The organism is Deinococcus aerolatus (assembly GCF_014647055.1).
Classification (GTDB): Bacteria; Deinococcota; Deinococci; order Deinococcales; family Deinococcaceae; genus Deinococcus; species Deinococcus aerolatus.
On record NZ_BMOL01000018.1, the window covers coordinates 45,663 to 61,819 of the forward strand.

Below are 16,157 nucleotides of genomic sequence, written 5' to 3' on the forward strand. Positions count from 1 at the left end.
CGCGTCAGAGCCGGGGAATGTCGCTCAACAGTCCCGTCACGAGGACGTCCGTGCCCAGCGTCTCCACGGTCACGTCGCGCAGGGGCTGGGACTCGTGCATGGGGCGGGCAGGCGACGTGAGCGGCGGTAGACCATGTCCCAGCAGTTTGGGAGCGATGAAGACCCGCACCTCGTCCACCAGTCCGGCGTCCAGAAAGGCGCTGAGCAGCGTTGGCCCGCCTTCCAGCAGCACGCTGGAAATATTCAGGCGGCCCAGCCCGGTGAGGGCCTCCAGGGGCGTCGCGGCCCGCACGATGGTCACGCCCGCCGCCTCAAAAGCCGATGTCTCGGCGTCGGGAGCCGTCACGAGAAGGCTGCCCGGACGCCATGCGCGGGCCTGTGAACTGGACCGGGCACGGCGATCAAACACGACTGGGCGCGGGTCACGGCCCCCACAGACCCCCCGCGTGGTCAGGGCCGGGTCATCGCTGTGCAGGGTGCCGCTGCCGACGGCCACAGCGTCCAGCGCGTCGCGCCAGGTCATGGACCGCGCCCGCGCCGCCTCGCCGCTGACCGCTCCGTTGCCCTCCCCCAGCGCGGCCACCTTGCCGTCAAGGGTCATGGCGTACTTGGCCACCACCCAGGGACGGCCCCGGAGGGTCAGGCTGCGGAAGCCGGCCTGCTGACGCAGCGCACCAGCCTCCAGCACCCCCACGTTCACATCGATCCCAGCGTCGCGCAGCGCCTGCACGCCGCGCCCGGCCACCCTGGGGTCCGGGTCCAGGGCAGAGACCACCACGCGCCGGACGCCCGACGCAATCAGGGCGTCCGCGCAGGGCGGGGTGCGGCCGTGGTGGCTGCACGGTTCCAGGGTCACGTAGGCGGTGGCGCCGCGGGCACGCGCTGCAGCGCCGCGCAGCGCGAACACCTCCGCGTGCGCCTCACCCGCCCTGGGGTGAAAGCCCCATCCCACCACCTCGTCATCCTGAACGATCACGCAGCCCACAGGTGGGTTGGGGGCCGTTCGCCCGAGTCCTCTGGCGGCCAGATCCAGCGCGAGCGTCATCCAGCGCTCGTCTGCGGACAGGGCCGCCGCCACCCTTCCGGGCGGCATTTTCTCTGTATACATGGGTTGTCGTCACCCACCGGGGTGGGCAGAGTGACGTTCCTCCTTCTCTCATCCGGACTGTGACCGTCGGCTCCCGAATTTCACGGGATCGGGCCTGCGCGTGGTGCAGTTTGCGCGGGCTTCGCGGGCTGAGGCCTGGGGCCATCACCGCCGGTAGGGAATTTCGCCCTGCCCCGAAGGAAGCGGCCCACCCGCAGGCGGGCCTCAGTGACGGTAGCAGGTTTGGCGGGGGACAATGTAGGCGGTGCAGACGAACCGACATGCAGGGGGGCGGTCAGGGGGCAGCGCCCCCGCACCCGCCGGCTCCGACGTCACCTGCCTGTTCAGACCGTCAGGTCTGATACTGGCAGGCGCGTCCCGCAGCCTCTATGCTGACCATTCCTCGTGAGTGACCCCTCCTTCCCACCGGCACCAGCGGTCCCGTTTACCTTTCCCGGCGACAGCGTCATGGCGGCCCGGATGCGCGCCCACGACTGGGCCGGCACGCCGCTGGGGGTCCCGGAGCGCTGGCCCCAGAGCCTGCGCACGGCTGTGGGCCTCACGCTGAGCGGCGCGTTTCCCACGGCGCTGTTGTGGGGACAGGACTTCACGCCGCTGTTCAACGACGCGTGCCTGGACATGATCGGCGAGCGGCATGCGGGCACCCTGGGGCGCGGCCTTCCGCGTTCCTGGCCTGAGCTGTGGGCCGTCTTCGGACCCCAGTTCCAGGGTGTGCGGCGCGGCGAGACGTTCCGCTTCACCGACCAGCGCCTGCCCCTGTCCCCCAGGGGGGGAACGCAGGAGGCGTACGTCACGCTGGGCTTCAGCCCCGTTCACGACGAGAGCGGCGCCGTGGGGGGCGTCCTGGTGACGGTGCTGGACACCACCACGGAGGTTCACGCGCGGCGGCAGCTTCAGGAGCAGCGCATTGAACTGGAGGCGCGCTCCCGCTCCCTGGCCCTGATCGAGCAGTTCGTGCAGGCTCCTACGGCAGACCGGACGGCAGGCGCGTTGATCCGGCATCTGCAACAGCTGCTGCTGGAGTATCTGCCCGCTGGCCACATGGCGTATTACGAACGGAGCGGCGGGGGCTGGCATGTCAGAAGTCTCGTCTCTGCCGGCGGCGCCGACGACCAGAGCGGGAGCGGCCACGACACCCTGCCCCACGACACCGCCCATCTCAGGATTCCCCTCGAGACCGGCGAGCCGCACTACCCCGGCCGCCCGGACGGGCCCGCGCAGGCCAACCCACACGCGGCGATGCTTCCGCTCCGGTGGGCCTCGGAGGTGCGCGGCATCTTCGGATTCGTCGCGGACGGACCAGACGCCCTGACCCCACGTCACCGCAACATCCTGGAGGCCGCCGTCCGCAGTCTGGGCCTGGCACTGGGCCGCGAGCACCGTGAGGGCGAGGCGCGTGCCGACGCGAACGCCGCCCTGCTGGCCAGCCGCAGCCGGCTTCACTTTGCGCTGGAGGCCGCCGGACTGGGCGCCTGGGAACTCGACACCCGCACCCAGGTGGCCACCAGGACCCTGCGGCACGACGAGATCTTCGGGTATCCGCAGGGACACCCGGCCTGGACCTACCAGACCTTCCTCAACCACGTCCTCCCGGAAGACCGCGCGGAAGTGGACCGCAAGTACAGCGCTGCGCTGGAGCGCGGTGACACCTGGGACTTCCAGTGCCGCATCCGCCGGGTGGACGGAGAGGTGCGCTGGATCTGGGCGCGGGGCCAGACCATGGACGGCGGGGACGGGGCCTCCAACCACGTCCTGGGGCTGATCCAGGACGTCACCGGGCCGCGGCTGGCCGAGGCGAACATCGCCGAGCTCAACACGCACCTGGAGATGAGGGTCCGGGAGCGCACCCGCGCCCTGAAAGACGCCAACGATGAACTGGAGGCCTTCGCCTACAGCGTTTCGCATGACCTGCGGACCCCACTGCGGCACATCGCAGGGTTCACGCAGCTGCTGCACAAGCACCTGGGCCACACCACCGACCCAAAGGCGGCCCGCTACCTCGCGGTGGTGCAGGACGCCGTGCAGCGCATGGACCGGCTGCTGGAGGCCATGCTGAACCTGTCGCGCACGGCCCAGCTGCCGCTGCGGACCGGCCCGGTCGATCTGAACCACCTGACCGAGGAGGCCCGCGCGGCGCTGGCCACCGAGACGGACGGCCGGCCGGTTCAGTGGCAGATCGGTCCGCTGCCGCAGGTCACGGGCGATCCCACGATGCTGCGTCAGGTGCTGGTCAACCTGCTGTCCAACGCCCTGAAGTACAGCAGCAAACAGGACACCGCGTTGATCGAGCTGTGGGCCGAGGAGCAGCCGGACAGCTGGAAGGTGGTTGTCCGGGACAACGGGGTGGGCTTTGACCCCCGCTACGCCGAGCGGTTGTTCGGCGTTTTCCAGCGGCTGCACCGGCAGGACGACTTCGAAGGCACCGGGGTGGGGCTGGCCAATGTCCGGCGCATCGTCGTGCGGCACGGCGGCGAGGTCTCGGCCACCGCCCGGCCCGGCGAGGGCGCGACGTTCAGCTTCACGCTCCCGAAGCTGCCCTGAACCGGGAGAGGCCGAGCACATCCGGCCAGGGGGCCGCGCCCGACCGGTGCCCCCAGCACATTCAGCGGGCCCGGGCAGCCACCAGACCCGATGAAGCGTGGGAACCCTTGAACCGCTGGACCACTGACCTCCCCCGGACGCCGTCTCATCGCATCCATTAGAGTGAATGGATGACCACGCGGACAGCGCCCACCGTGCTCGACCAGCTCAAGGCCCTCTCGCATGAGATCCGCTTTGAACTGCTGCGTTACCTGGCCGGGGGCGAACGCTGCGTCTGCGACCTCGAGGCTCTGCTGACCCTGCCCCAGTCGAAGGTGTCGTACCATCTCGCGGTTCTGCGCGACGCCGGGCTAATCAGGGCCGAGCAGCGCGGCAAGAACACCTATTACGCCCTGCAGCAGGAGAAGTTCTTTGGGCTGGGCGGCGCGCTGCTCAGCGAGATCTTTGTCGAGTCCCCCGCCTTGACGCATCAAACAAAGTCGATATGCTGAGGCCGTGCCTACCCCACCACGCCTCCTGATTCTGTGCACCCACAACAGCGCCCGCTCGCAGATGGCCGAGGCCCTCACCCGCGAGACCGCCCGGCGGGCTGGTCTGCCCCTGGAGGTTCATTCGGCCGGTACCGAGGCCACCCGCGTCAAGGACGACGCCTGCACGGTGATGGCCGAAGTTGGGCTGGACCTGTCCACCCACACCAGCAAGACGCTGTACGACGTGCCCGATCCCTGGAACTTCGATTACGTGATTACGGTCTGCGACAGCGCCGCCGAAACGTGCCCGGTGTATCCAGGGCAGACGGTGCGGCGGCACTACCCCTTCATGGACCCCAGCGGCGGCAGTCTGGAGCGCTGGCGCGCGGTGCGGGACCAACTGGGCGTGCAGCTTGACCGGGTGGTGCGGACCATCGAGCGGGGGCAGCCTCTGCCCGAAAGTTACCAGGACAGCCCTGCCGTGACGGCCCAGTAACTACTGTGCTGACCGCAGTCCTGATCTTTCTCTTCACCCTGGTGCTGGTGATCTGGCAGCCCCGGTTGCGGTGGCAGCCGGACGGTCTGGGCATTGGCTGGAGCGCGGCCCTCGGCGCGGCGCTGGCGCTGCTCGCGGGCGTCGTCCATCTGGCGGACATCCCCGTGGTCTGGGCCATCGTCTGGAACGCGACGTTGACCTTTATCGCCCTCATCATCATCAGTCTGATTCTGGATGAGGCGGGTTTTTTCAGGTGGGCGGCGCTGCACGTCGCCCGCTGGGGCGGCGGGCGCGGCCATCTGCTCTTTGCGCTGGTGGTGCTACTGGGCGCAGTGGTCAGCGCCCTGTTCGCCAACGACGGCACGGCGCTGATTCTCACGCCCATCGTGCTGGCGATGCTCACCGCCCTGGGCTTCCGGCCCAGGGCCACCCTGGCGTTCATCCTCGCCACAGGATTTATTGCTGATAGCGCCAGCCTGCCGCTGGTCATCAGCAACCTGGTCAACATCGTCAGCGCCGACTATTTCGACCTGGACTTCGGAGCCTACGCCGCCATCATGGTGCCTGTGGATCTGGCCGCCATCCTGGCCAGTTTGGGAGCGCTGTATCTGATGTTTCGCCGACAGTTGCCCCCCCGGTACAATCCACAAGTCCTGGAGGTGCCGGGCAGCGCCATCCGGGACCAGCGGGTGTTTCAGGTGGGCTGGGGGGTACTGGGACTGTTGCTGGTGGGCTACTTCACCGCTGAGTCCCTGGGGATTCCCGTGAGTGCAGTGGCCACCTCCGGCGCGGCGCTGCTGTGGGGGGTGGCCGCTCGTGGGCGGGTGATCGACACCCGCCGCGTCCTGAAAGGTGCGCCGTGGCAGATCGTGATGTTCTCGCTGGGCATGTATCTGGTGGTTTACGGCCTGAGGAATGCGGGCCTGACCGACGTCCTGGCCGGTTGGCTTGACGGCCTCGCCGCGCAGGGCCTGTGGGCCGCCACCTTCGGCACGGGGTTGCTGATGGCCGCTGTTTCCAGCGCAATGAACAACATGCCCAGCGTCCTGATCGGCGCGCTGGCCATTGACGCCAGTCAGGCGACGGGAACCGTGAAGCAGGGCATGATCTACGCGAACGTCATCGGCAATGACCTGGGGCCGAAAATCACGCCCATCGGCAGCCTCGCCACGCTGCTGTGGCTGCATGTGCTGGCAGGCAAGGGCATCCGCATCGGGTGGGGTCAGTATTTCAGGGTGGGCATCGTCCTGACCGTGCCGGTGCTGCTCGTGACGCTCGGCGCCCTGGCGCTGAGGTTGTCCTGGTGAGGGCCTGAGGGTCTGGCCCTTACTTAGTTGTTTTTGACAACGATATGTCCTCCGCCCACACTGTGACCATGGATGTTGTAGTTGGCAACAACCAGCGGGGTACGGCGGCCCAGGCGGCCGAAACGCTGCGGACCATCCCCCGGCTGTTCACCGAACTTCAGCAGCACAACCTCGCGTGCTGCGACGTGGGTTCCGCCACCCGGTGCAGCGTACCGACCACCCTGGCCCGCGAGGGAGACCAGACCCTGGCCGCCCTGACCCGCCACCTCAACCTGGACACAGTGAACCCACTGGGCGAAGGGGTTCAGGGGCGCCCGGCGCTGTCGGCCAGCAGCCTGACCATCCCGGCGTACCCGCGCTGCCGGGCGTGTTGCAACGGCGTGACGCCGCCGCGGTCCGCAATATTTCGGTCCGCGCCGTGGGCCAGCAGCTCGCGCACGATCTCAGTGTGGGTGGGGCCGCCGTCGCCCAGAATCACCGCTTCCAGCAGGGCGGTCCAGCCCAGATTGTTCACGTGGTTCACGTTGATGTTCGAGGTCCGCAGCAGTTCGCGGACGTACGGCAGGTGGCCTCGGTCAGCGGCAGGGATCAGGGCGGTGCCGCCGAAGCGGTTGGTCCGGGTCAGGTCTGGCCTGGCCTTCAGGATCTCGCGCAGCATCGCCACGCTGCCGGTCTCACCCGTGACCAGCAGGGCGTTGTTGCCCTCCGTGTCCTGGGGATCGGGGTCCGCGCCTGCCGCCACCAGCACCCGCGCCACAGCGACGTGGTCGCCCTTTGCGGCCCAGGTCAGGGCGGTGCGCCCGTTCCTGTCCGCGGCGACCGCAGACGCACCTGCCTTCAGCAGCACCTGGACCCTGTTCAGGTCACCGCCCTCGGCGGCCTGAAGAAGCTGCGCGTTTAACCTGTCATTCTGGTAGGCGGTGGTCATCCTGCCCCCCTTCGCGCTGCCGGTGAAGGCCCCCAGCCACGGCAAGAGGCCGCCCAGCAGGGCCAGGGCCAGCATCCATCCCCTGAGCGGCGTCATACCGCACAGCTTAACGTCCACCCTCCACCCCCGGTGGCCAACTGCCGGCGCCGCACGGACCGCCGTGCTGGGCGCGGGAGCACGCCGCGTCAATGACCGCAGTGCAGGTGCCCAGCCACCGGGGGTGGCTACAAGCCCAGGACGGCCCGGGCAATCAGGAAGTAGGTCACGCAGCGTCAATCCCTCCACCGCCATCGCGCGGACGAGGGTGGTGGTGATCTGGCTGCCGATGTTGCCGCCGGTGCCCAGCAGCGGGATGAAAAAAGCCAGGGCCAGCAGTCAGGACAGCCCTCAGTACCTTACGGGACGGCAGCCGTGTCAGCAGCCGGACCCACTCCGGCGAACTCAGGGGGCATGTGCGAGCACCGGCTTTCCGCCGCTCCCTGCAGTTCGCCGGAAACCGCGGGGTTCGTCTGCGGGGCCTTCCCCAGCGAGCCGACGGCCTAGCCTCCCCGCAGGGCAAAGATCAGCGCCACGGCCACCAGATAGGTCAGGGCGATGCCCGCCGTGTCCCACGCCACGACCAGCTGCTTTTTCAGAGCGTGATAGGTCAGGCCGATCAAGAGCAGGGCATTCATGATCAGAACGGCCAGCACCGACACCAGATGGCTGCTTCCCGTCACGCTTGAAAGCAGCGGCCCACTGGTTAAAAATACGTCGTCGACGGCCACGATCAGCATGTTGAACAGATTGCTGCCCAGAATGTTCCCGATGGCCAGGTCAAGTGCGCCCAGCCGGACGGCGGCCAGCGAGACGGCGACCTCGGGCAGCGAGGTCGTGATGGCAATCAGCAGATTGCCGACCAGCGCCTGACCCAGTCCGGTGTCGCGGGCAAGCTGTTCCCCGATGCCGGGCAGCGTGACAGCAGCAGCAATCACCACGGCGGCGGCCAGGGCGTAACGCCGCACCGCGCTGGCCAGCGGCACATGGGCATACCGCAGTTCAGCGGCCAGCCGGCTGGCCTGCTGGGTCTGACGGCGACGTTCAAACAGGAAGATCAACCGCGCTGCCAGCAGATAGATTCCGAGTATCACCGGGGTCATTGCCCCAATCCAGCCGACAGACGGCAGGGGGGCCAGCAGCCCCAGACCCACCACACCCACCAGCAGCATGCCCAGCCCGATGGTGAGCGCGTGCCCCTGGTTGGCGCGCGCCGAGAGAGGAACCCGTCCGCCCAGCATGTCCAGCATAGACAGGATCAGCAGATTGAACATGGAGCTGCCCAGCACGTCCCCCAGCGCAAGGTCCGGTAGGTCCTGCACAGCGGCGCTGGCGCCGGTAAACAGTTCGGGCAGGCTGGTGGTGGCGGCCACCAGAATCAGGCCCGTCCAGGTCCGGCCCATTTTGGTCTTCTCAGCCAGAATGTCCCCGGTCCGCGCCAGCACCGTTCCGGCCGCCACGGTGATTCCCGCCACCAGCGCGAACGCCAGCCAGATCACTGCCGGGCTCCGCGTCGCCGAACCATCCATTTCTCCAGCTCAACGGCGCAGAACGCTGCCGTGGACAGCGCCAGCGCAAGTGCAAGGTCAGCCGCAGGCAGTGGACGCGTCTGAAATACAGTCTGCAGGGCCGGCAGGTAGATGACGGCCAGTTGCAGCAGCGTGGTCAGCGCGACTGCGCCGCCAAGCGCCGGGTTGGAGGCCAGGCCCTGCCGGAACAGGGATTCGCGGCCCGAGCGGACCGCCAGCACATGTCCCATCTGCGACAGGGTCAGGGTGGCAAACACCATGGTCTGCCAGGTGTCCAGCCCAGCCCGCCAGTACAGATACCCGACGCCCAGCGACACTGATCCGATCAGCAGGCCCACCCACAGGATATGACGGCCGACTCCAGCGCCAAAGAGACTGGCATCCGGCGGCGTCGGCCCGCGGAGCATGACGCCCGCCTCCGCCCGCTCGGCACCCAGCGCCAGCCCGGGGAGCCCGTCGGTCAGCAGGTTGATCCAGAGAATCTGCAGCGGCAACAGCGGAAGCGGCATGCCCATCAGGGGCCCCACCAGCAGCGGCCAGATCTCGGCGAGATTGCCAGCCAGGGCAAACTTCACGAACTTGCGGATGTTGTCAAAAATAACCCGGCCTTCCCGAACGGCCCGGACGATGGTCGAGAAGTTGTCGTCCAGCAGCACCATCGAGGCGGCCTCCTTGGCGACGTCGGTGCCGCCGATGCCCATCGCCACGCCAATGTCGGCCTGCTTCAGGGCGGGCGCGTCATTGACGCCGTCTCCGGTCATGGCGACCAGTTCGCCGCGTCCCTGGAGTGCCCGGACGATCCGGGTCTTGTGGTGGGGCGCGACCCGGGCGTACACCGACACCGTGGCCACATGCTGGGCCAGCGCCTCTTTACTCAGGTCCTCAATCTCCGCGCCGGTCAGCACCTGGTCCCCAGGACTTCCACTTCCAACAATGCCCAGATCGCGGGCGATTTCCAGTGCGGTGAGTGGATGGTCACCCGTGATCATGACTGGGCGGATGCCTGCCGCCGTACAGGTCGCGATAGCCTCGCGCACATCAGGACGTGGGGGATCGAGCATCCCGAACAGACCCACGAAGATCAGGTCCTCCTCCAGGTCTGCCGGCACCGCCTCCAGAAGGCGACACGCCACACCCAGCACCCGCATCTGGCGTCCGGCCAGCCGGTTGTGCGCCGCGAGAATGCGTTCCCGCCAGGACGCCGTCAGGGGTTCAATTCCGTCTTCGGTCAGCACCTGCGTGCACACGGTCAGCAGGCTGTCGGCGGCCCCCTTGGTCAGGCTCAGATACGGGGCCGGGGGCAGCGGCCAGGTCTGGGGCCAGGCGCCGGCGGCCTGATGAAGGGTTGTCATGCGCCGCCGGCCCGGGTCAAAGGGGCGCTCATCCACACGGGGGAGCGCCGCGCGGAGGCCCCCCTGGAACAGACCAAACCGGGCCGCCGCGACCACCAGCGCGGCCTCGGTGGGTTCGCCCACGGCCTGAGGCCCCGTCGGTGGTACCGCTGCCAGTGGGCCCAGTTCGGCGTCGCTACACAGCGCCCCGGCAATCAGTAAGGGCAACGCGGCGGGAGGCAATCCCAGACGTTCAGCACCCGGCCCCCAGCCGGCACAAGCGTCTGGCTGCTTCTCCAGTTCCGTACCCAGTTCCGCACCGCCGTTTAACAGCGTATCTACATGCAGCCGGTGCCCCGCCACGTCCAGCGCACTGACGGTCATGCGGTTCTGGGTCAGGGTGCCGGTCTTGTCTGAACAGATGACCGTGACCGATCCCAATGTCTCTACCGCAGGCAGCTTGCGGATCAGGACCCGGCGCCGCAACATGCGCCGGGCCCCAAGGGCCAGCGTGATGGTGGCCATGGCCGGCAGACCCTCCGGCACCACAGCGACCGCCAGGGCCAGGGCCGTCAGCAGCAGGGTCTGCGGGTTCTCGCCGCGCAGCGAACCCAGGGCGTACACCACCGCAACCAGCGCCAGGGCCGCGAAGGTCAGGCTGCGGCCCAGCCGGGCCAACCGACGCTGCAGGGGCGTCGGCGGGCGAACGGCGGCCGCAAGTGCTCCCGCCAGGCGGCCCAGCTCACTCCGGACGCCGGTGCCCGTCACCACCATCACGCCTCGTCCCGCGCTCACGGCCGTGCCCAGGTAGACCATGTTCAGCCGCTCGGCGAGCGGCGTGGCGGACCCGAGAATGCCGGCGGCCTTGGCCACGGGCCACGACTCGCCGGTCAGGGCCGCCTCCTGTAGCTGCAGGCCCGCGCTCTCGATCACGCGGCCGTCGGCGGGCACCAGGTTCCCCGCTTCCAGCAGCGCCACGTCCCCGGACACCAGCGCACTCGCCGGAAGCTCCCGGGTCCGCCCACCCCGGCGCACCCGCACCACGGGTACGGCCAGTTGGCGCAGGGCCGCCACCGCCCGTTCGGCGCGGTATTCCTGCATGAAGCCTAGCCCGGCGTTGAGCACCACGATCACCAGAATGGCGATAACCTCGGCCCGCTCGCCCAGCGCCAGCGAGACGGCAGCGGCCGCCAGCAGCAGCAACACCAGGGTATCGGTGAACTGACCAGCCAGAATGCGCCAGGGCGACGTGACTTCGGGATCGGGCAGCGTATTGGGACCCTCTCGTTCCAGGCGCCCCGCAGCTACACTCTCATCCAGGCCAGTGCCTTTGGCGCTGCCGAGCCGCGCAAGGACGTCAGCAGCCGTCAGGGCGTGCCATGCGGTCACCTGAACGTCCCCGCTGTCACGGCGGGGGAGGCGGGCGTTCGGGCGGCTGCGCGGAGTTGGGGTGGGAGTGGACATCAATCCTCCAGGGATGGGGCCGGGGACGCTGCTGCGAAGTGTCAAACGAAACACTGGCCGGACACGGGTGGGGAACGAGTCTGGGCCAGTGGGCGCTGAACCCGGCCAGCGGACGGCGATCACGGCTCAGCAGTCCACCGATACCGGCCAGCAGGTGCAGATGAACCCTGATCCAACCCCCCGGGTCATGCCTCTGGACGCCGGCCTTCGCGGCCGCCCGGCTGCGGGTCAACGTGGGACCGCCCCTGGGAACCCGATTGAGCGCACCTGCCTTACAGCCAAAAACCATGGTCACCGTTGACCTCCCAAGGCTGAGTCCCGGCGCCTGTCGCGGTCGTGGCCGTCGCGCGGTTATGGTCCTGCCGACGCCTGAGCTTCAGGGTCCCGTCCGCGCATTACCGTTGCGTTACCAGACAGGCCCAGATGCGGTCTTCTGCCCTCCGTAAGTGGCCAGAGTCGTTGACGTGTTACGAACCGCTTCGGACCCTGCCGGGAGCCTCGGCAGGGCGCTGCCCGTCAAGGCCAGGTGGGCCGCCAGACGCACCGGCAATCTGCATGGCCCAGGCGGCGGTGCCTGACCTGAGGCCCGGCTTTCCACGCTGGTAACGCAACGGTAATGCCGCATCCTTACCGTGAATCCCATGCCCGGGCCGTTCAACCGGGTCTGGGAGGGGCAGGTGACCACGCATCAACTCAACCTTGCTGGAAGGCCCACGCCAGCGACAATCAGCGGACGAAGAGGGTCAGGACACCGGTGGAGCGAAGCAGTCCTAGCATGGCCAAGGCTGCCGAGTCAGCGTCAACTCCGTGCATTCAGGCTTTATCGACACGCCGATGGTTCGGGACTACGCCACACAGTCTGGCCACCACGACGGGCTCCTCGCCGGACTTGTTGCCCTGCATCCGGCAGGCCGACTGGGGCGCGCCGAGGAGGTGGCGGCGGTTGTTGCCTTTCTGGCCTCCAACGAGGCGTCGTTCATGACAGATTCGGAAGTGGTGGTTGACGGCGGGTACACGGCGCAGTGACAGGTTCCCGGGGACGGGAAGGGGAGGACGCGGTGTTCAATCAGGTGCTGATCGGTATCGATTTCTCGGTGTGCAGCAGGCAGGCGCTGCACACGGCACGCCAACACTTTCCAGAGGCCCGGCGGCGCCTGATGTACGTTGCGGCCGCTGGTCCCACGGCGCCCACAGCGCTGGACCTCCTGACCGTGGACAACAGCGAACCCAGCGACACCGAGCGGGGGCGCGTGCGCCTGGAAGTCCTGTGTGAAGCCGGCGAAACCTCATGTTGCGTGGCTGGCCACCCTGCAACCGCGCTGCTCGACGAGGCGCGGCGCTGGGGCGCTGACCTGATCGTGCTGGGCACCCATGGACGCCGCGGGCTGAGCCACCTGTTCTTTGGTTCGGTGGCGCAAGGGGTGGTGCGCGCCGCGCCGATGCCGGTGCTAACCGTCCGCGCAGTGGAAGAGACACGCTAGGACCCCGCTGGCCCGGGACCACCTCCCGCACCTGCGGTAAGGAAGATCACGCAACGCTCTGCCGGGTCAACGGCATGGGGTCCGGGAAGTGGGGGCCAACCGGCCCCGCCTGCCCTCGGCGCGCCGCAGCTGGGCTCGACCGTCACCCGGCACTTTGCGCCCTGGACCCCCGGCCGTCACTGGCCGGACCGAACATCCTGATTGATCAGCGTTTGCAGTTCCCCGGGACACTGCCCGTCCGGGGTCAGGGGGCAGGTGCGGGCCAGGGGCAGATGCCCAAGGGGGCCGTCATCACGTTGACAGATGGCCTCGCCCGCCCTGACGCGTACGGCCAGCGCCTGCGTGTCCACCATGGGGGTGTCGTCCACCTCATCATGCAAGAACTTCAGGAAGCGGCGGTAGTGATCAATGGCGGTGTACTTGCTCTCCACGACCGACAGGCAGGCCATCAGGCGCTGGTGATACTGCTCACCCACGTAGGGATCGGCGCGCAGCGCGTTCACCAGCGAATGCACCGAATGTGCGCAGGCTCCACCCTGACAATGCAACAGGCTGAGTTCCAGGTTGGCCTGGACATAGGCCGACTTGTGTTCGTCCCGTGCGCGCACGGCCCATTCGGCCTCTTCCTCAGCCAGAAAGTCGCCCGCATACGCCCCGATGGCCTTCCCAAGGGCCTGAATCCGGTTGGAGGCCCCACCCTGTTGCTCCGCCTCGTTCAAAGCCGCGTACAGGCCGTAGACATCCGACGAGCGCCATACCCCAGGGGCCAGTTGATAGCGCCCATTGCGTTCATAGACGGTGCCAGGAAGCCCCAGGGCGCCGCGCAGGCGGTGAAGGGTCACCCGCAGGCGGTTGCAGGTGGATGCCGTGACATCCTGACCCCACAGGTCATTCAACGTCTGGGCGCGGGTGCGGCCCTCGGGAAAGGCCAGCAGGTACAGCAGCAGTTCGCGTGCGCTCTGGGCGCTCCACTTCACCTCCTGACCGTTCACAAGCACCTGCGTCTGGCCGAAGGTCTTGATGTGTAAGTCGGGCATGGCAGACCTCGGGTCTTTCCGGTGGAGATTCAGGGCTGTCCCGCATCAACCCACCACGTTCAAGCCGGTGATCAGGCCCAGCGTTCTCTCAGACGCGCGTGGACCACGAAATGTGATACCCGGTTCAAGGATCAGCATAGCTGAAAACCCCCGGCACCGGGTGAAGCACGCTGAAGAGGCTGATCGGTGACCCGGCTGTGCCGCCGTCAAGGAACACTCAAGTTCCTGGCCAGTCCGGTGTGATCCCGGCGACTTGAAGCAAAGGGGAGAGCCACGTGTTCAGACATATCCTGGTTCCCGTCGATTTCGGTCCGTGCAGCCTGCGCGCTGTAGACCTGGCCTGCACGCTGGTCAGGCTGTCGGGCGGCCGGGTCACCCTGCTGCATGTCCTGGACGCTGATCAGAGCCCGGACGGGCCAGCCCGGCGACTGAATGGGCTGGCCCGCTGCAGCCGGCAACCCCCAGGCTGTCTGGTGGTGCCGGCACCCAACGGTGTGGTCACCGCCATCCTGACGGCGGCTGAGCACCTGCACGCTGACCTGCTGATGCTGGGGGCACATGGCCACCCTGACCCGGAGCGACGCGCCCTGGGCCGCGTGACCTGTGGTGTCCTGCTGGGTACGCGTGTGCCTGTGCAGGTGGCCCCGCAGGGGTTGGGCCCTGCTCCCCACCCCCTGCAGCGCTGGCGCGATGTCGGCCGTTCCTGAAACCACCCTTCTCCATCCAGACTGCTGTGGCCCCCAACAGGCCATCAGCGGGTCCCTGTCGGGTGGGCGCGCAGCAATGCGCGTGCAAGGGGACGGCGCTTGACAGGCCAGTCCCCGCTCGTTGGGTATTCCGCAGGCGCAGCGTTCCTGAATGGTCCCTCCGGAAGGACGCAGGCCGGTTGCCGGGCAGCCTCTTCAGAATGGGTCAGGTGGAGGGCGAGGAGCTGAATTTTACCCACAGCCGCAACGACCCGGCCCGCCGCACCTCAGTTCAGCATGATTGATCTCGATTCCGGCGTCGGGAGATGTCCCGGATGGTGGGTGCAGGAGAACTGGAGAGCAGAACGCCTGCTCCGGCGCTGGCTTAGACGCGCAGCCGGGACGTTCGGCAGGTTCATGCCGTTGCCTGTTACCTTCGCCTGACACGCCCCGCTCTACGCTGGCCGACACAGGAGATCCATATGCAGAACCGCAGCACACCCATTCAGCGCTGGAATCAGCTCAGCGCCGCCCAGAAAACCGCCACCATCGCCGCAGGGACCGTTCAGGCCGGGCTGTTTGCCGCCGCGTGGCTGGACCTGAACCGCAGGCAGCCGGACCAGCTCAACGGCAGCCGGGCAGGCTGGCGCGCCGGCCTGTTCCTGAACACCCTCGGTCCCCTGGCCTACTTTGCCGCAGGCCGCAAGAAGAGCGCTTGGTCCGAGGCCGACATCCCTGACCAGGGCGGCAAGGTGGCCATCGTGACTGGCGCCAACAGCGGCCTGGGCTACGAAACGGCCCGCGCCCTGGCCCAGCACGGCGCCACCGTGATCATGGCCTGCCGCAATGCGCAGAAGGCCGAGGCCGCCGCCATTCGCATCCTGGCCACAGACCCTTCCGGTAGGGTGGAGATCATGCCGCTGGATCTGGGCGATCTGGATTCGGTGCGGGCGTTTGCCGAGGATTTCAGGCGCAGATACGACACGCTCGATCTGCTGGTCAACAACGCCGGCATCATGGTGCCCCCCCGGGGGGAGACCGCGCAGGGCTTTGAGACCCAGTTCGGCGTCAACCACCTGGGCCACTTCGCGCTGACGGCGCAGCTCATGGGGCTGCTGAACGCCACGCCCGGGGCAAGGGTGGTGACCCTGAGCAGCATCGCGCACCGCTTTGGACAGATCGAGTTCGACGACCTGAACTGGAAGACCCGCGAGTACCGCCCCATGCCCGCCTACGGCCAGAGCAAGCTCGCCAACCTGCTGTTCACCTACGAGCTGCAGCGCCGGTTGCAGGCGGCAGGAAAAACGACGATTGCGGTGGCTGCCCATCCCGGCTACGCCGCCACCGGCCTTCAGGGCGAGGGCGGCAACGACGGCCTGATGGGACTGTTTGCCCAGACGCAGGAGATGGGCGCGCTGCCCGGCATCTACGCGGCAACGGCGCCGGAGGTGGAGGGCGGCCAGTATTTCGGGCCGTCCGGACTGGCCGAGATTGCGGGTCACCCGCAGCGCGTGGCCTCCAATCGGCACTCTCAGGACGTTCAGACGGCCCGGCAGCTGTGGGAGGTCTCGGAGCGGCTGACCGGCGTGGCATTTCCCGTCTGAGAACCCAGTGTTGATCGGCGGGGCGGCCAGCGCTTCACTCCGGTGATGGAGTGCCCACAGCTCTAGAGGCTGGAGGACAGGCCATCCAAAATTGCGGGAGGGAATCTGCTGGGTTCAGAATCGGGTGTGACGCGACGTG

13 protein-coding genes, 1 pseudogene and 1 riboswitch are annotated in these 16,157 nt (G+C 68.0%); of the genes and pseudogenes, 8 read left to right on the forward strand and 6 right to left on the reverse strand.

Annotated elements, in window-relative coordinates:
* Window positions 1–4 precede the first annotated feature (4 nt).
* Window positions 5–1,093, reverse strand: coding sequence for a bifunctional diaminohydroxyphosphoribosylaminopyrimidine deaminase/5-amino-6-(5-phosphoribosylamino)uracil reductase RibD (gene ribD / locus IEY31_RS15310; RefSeq protein ID WP_229723682.1), 1,089 nt, complete (start codon window positions 1,091–1,093; stop codon window positions 5–7).
* Window positions 1,094–1,144: 51 nt separating this feature from the next.
* Window positions 1,145–1,293, reverse strand: a riboswitch (FMN riboswitch).
* Window positions 1,294–1,492: 199 nt separating this feature from the next.
* Between ribD and IEY31_RS15315 the strand changes: the two genes are divergently transcribed.
* The 4 genes from IEY31_RS15315 to IEY31_RS15330 all read left to right on the forward strand — a co-directional run bounded on the left by IEY31_RS15315 (window position 1,493) and on the right by IEY31_RS15330 (window position 5,922).
* Window positions 1,493–3,649 (forward strand): sensor histidine kinase, encoded by a 2,157-nt coding sequence (locus IEY31_RS15315; RefSeq protein ID WP_188973527.1) that lies wholly within the window; start codon window positions 1,493–1,495, stop codon window positions 3,647–3,649.
* A gap of 170 nt (window positions 3,650–3,819) precedes the next feature.
* Window positions 3,820–4,140, forward strand: coding sequence for an ArsR/SmtB family transcription factor (locus tag IEY31_RS15320; RefSeq protein WP_188973528.1), 321 nt, complete (start codon window positions 3,820–3,822; stop codon window positions 4,138–4,140).
* Between the two features lie 4 nt (window positions 4,141–4,144).
* Window positions 4,145–4,615 carry an arsenate reductase ArsC gene (locus IEY31_RS15325; RefSeq protein ID WP_268238965.1) on the forward strand — a complete coding sequence of 157 codons (471 nt, stop codon included), beginning with the start codon at window positions 4,145–4,147 and terminating at the stop codon, window positions 4,613–4,615.
* Between the two features lie 5 nt (window positions 4,616–4,620).
* Complete coding sequence (locus tag IEY31_RS15330; RefSeq protein WP_188973530.1) at window positions 4,621–5,922, forward strand: arsenic transporter; 1,302 nt, start codon at window positions 4,621–4,623, stop codon at window positions 5,920–5,922.
* 23 nt (window positions 5,923–5,945) lie between these two features.
* Here the strand turns inward: IEY31_RS15330 and IEY31_RS18795 are convergent, their stop codons facing one another.
* The 4 genes from IEY31_RS18795 to IEY31_RS15345 all read right to left on the reverse strand — a co-directional run bounded on the left by IEY31_RS18795 (window position 5,946) and on the right by IEY31_RS15345 (window position 11,210).
* Window positions 5,946–6,089, reverse strand: a complete 144-nt coding sequence (locus IEY31_RS18795) for a hypothetical protein (protein WP_229723684.1) — start codon at window positions 6,087–6,089, stop codon at window positions 5,946–5,948.
* Between the two features lie 137 nt (window positions 6,090–6,226).
* Window positions 6,227–6,946 carry an ankyrin repeat domain-containing protein gene (locus tag IEY31_RS15335; protein ID WP_229723686.1) on the reverse strand — a complete coding sequence of 240 codons (720 nt, stop codon included), beginning with the start codon at window positions 6,944–6,946 and terminating at the stop codon, window positions 6,227–6,229.
* A 443-nt stretch (window positions 6,947–7,389) separates the two neighbouring features.
* Entirely contained in the window at window positions 7,390–8,385 is a 996-nt protein-coding gene (locus IEY31_RS15340; protein ID WP_188973532.1) for a sodium:calcium antiporter, read from the reverse strand.
* Window positions 8,382–11,210 (reverse strand): cation-translocating P-type ATPase, encoded by a 2,829-nt coding sequence (locus tag IEY31_RS15345; protein ID WP_188973534.1) that lies wholly within the window; start codon window positions 11,208–11,210, stop codon window positions 8,382–8,384. Before IEY31_RS15345 ends, IEY31_RS15340 begins: the two co-directional genes overlap by 4 nt.
* A gap of 804 nt (window positions 11,211–12,014) precedes the next feature.
* On the opposite strand from IEY31_RS15345, the pseudogene IEY31_RS15350 reads away from it, so the two are divergent.
* Together IEY31_RS15350 and IEY31_RS15355 are read left to right on the forward strand one after the other, a co-directional pair.
* Window positions 12,015–12,236, forward strand: a pseudogene (locus IEY31_RS15350) (SDR family oxidoreductase); the annotation flags it as partial.
* Window positions 12,233–12,691 carry a universal stress protein gene (locus tag IEY31_RS15355; protein WP_188973536.1) on the forward strand — a complete coding sequence of 153 codons (459 nt, stop codon included), beginning with the start codon at window positions 12,233–12,235 and terminating at the stop codon, window positions 12,689–12,691. The pseudogene IEY31_RS15350 and the gene IEY31_RS15355, both read left to right, overlap by 4 nt.
* A gap of 176 nt (window positions 12,692–12,867) precedes the next feature.
* On the opposite strand, the gene IEY31_RS15360 is transcribed toward IEY31_RS15355, so the two are convergent.
* On the reverse strand, window positions 12,868–13,728 hold the full coding sequence (locus IEY31_RS15360) for an AfsR/SARP family transcriptional regulator (RefSeq protein ID WP_188973538.1): 861 nt from the start codon (window positions 13,726–13,728) through the stop codon (window positions 12,868–12,870).
* Window positions 13,729–14,003: 275 nt separating this feature from the next.
* Between IEY31_RS15360 and IEY31_RS15365 the strand changes: the two genes are divergently transcribed.
* Window positions 14,004–14,435, forward strand: coding sequence for a universal stress protein (locus IEY31_RS15365; RefSeq protein WP_188973540.1), 432 nt, complete (start codon window positions 14,004–14,006; stop codon window positions 14,433–14,435).
* A 461-nt stretch (window positions 14,436–14,896) separates the two neighbouring features.
* Window positions 14,897–16,018: an oxidoreductase gene (locus IEY31_RS15370; RefSeq protein ID WP_188973542.1), complete on the forward strand. Its 1,122-nt coding sequence runs from the start codon at window positions 14,897–14,899 to the stop codon at window positions 16,016–16,018.
* Window positions 16,019–16,157 lie beyond the last annotated feature (139 nt).

Bases quoted from the DNA above. Each gene is read 5' to 3' on its own strand.
- IEY31_RS15320 (WP_188973528.1), top strand. From the start codon at position 3,820: ATGACCACGCGGACAGCGCCCACCGTGCTCGACCAGCTCAAGGCCCTC.
- IEY31_RS15360 (WP_188973538.1), bottom strand. From the start codon at position 13,728: ATGCCCGACTTACACATCAAGACCTTCGGCCAGACGCAGGTGCTTGTG.
- IEY31_RS15370 (WP_188973542.1), top strand. From the start codon at position 14,897: ATGCAGAACCGCAGCACACCCATTCAGCGCTGGAATCAGCTCAGCGCC.
- IEY31_RS15345 (WP_188973534.1), bottom strand. From the start codon at position 11,210: ATGTCCACTCCCACCCCAACTCCGCGCAGCCGCCCGAACGCCCGCCTC.
- IEY31_RS15335 (WP_229723686.1), bottom strand. From the start codon at position 6,946: ATGACGCCGCTCAGGGGATGGATGCTGGCCCTGGCCCTGCTGGGCGGC.
- ribD (WP_229723682.1), bottom strand. From the start codon at position 1,093: ATGCCGCCCGGAAGGGTGGCGGCGGCCCTGTCCGCAGACGAGCGCTGG.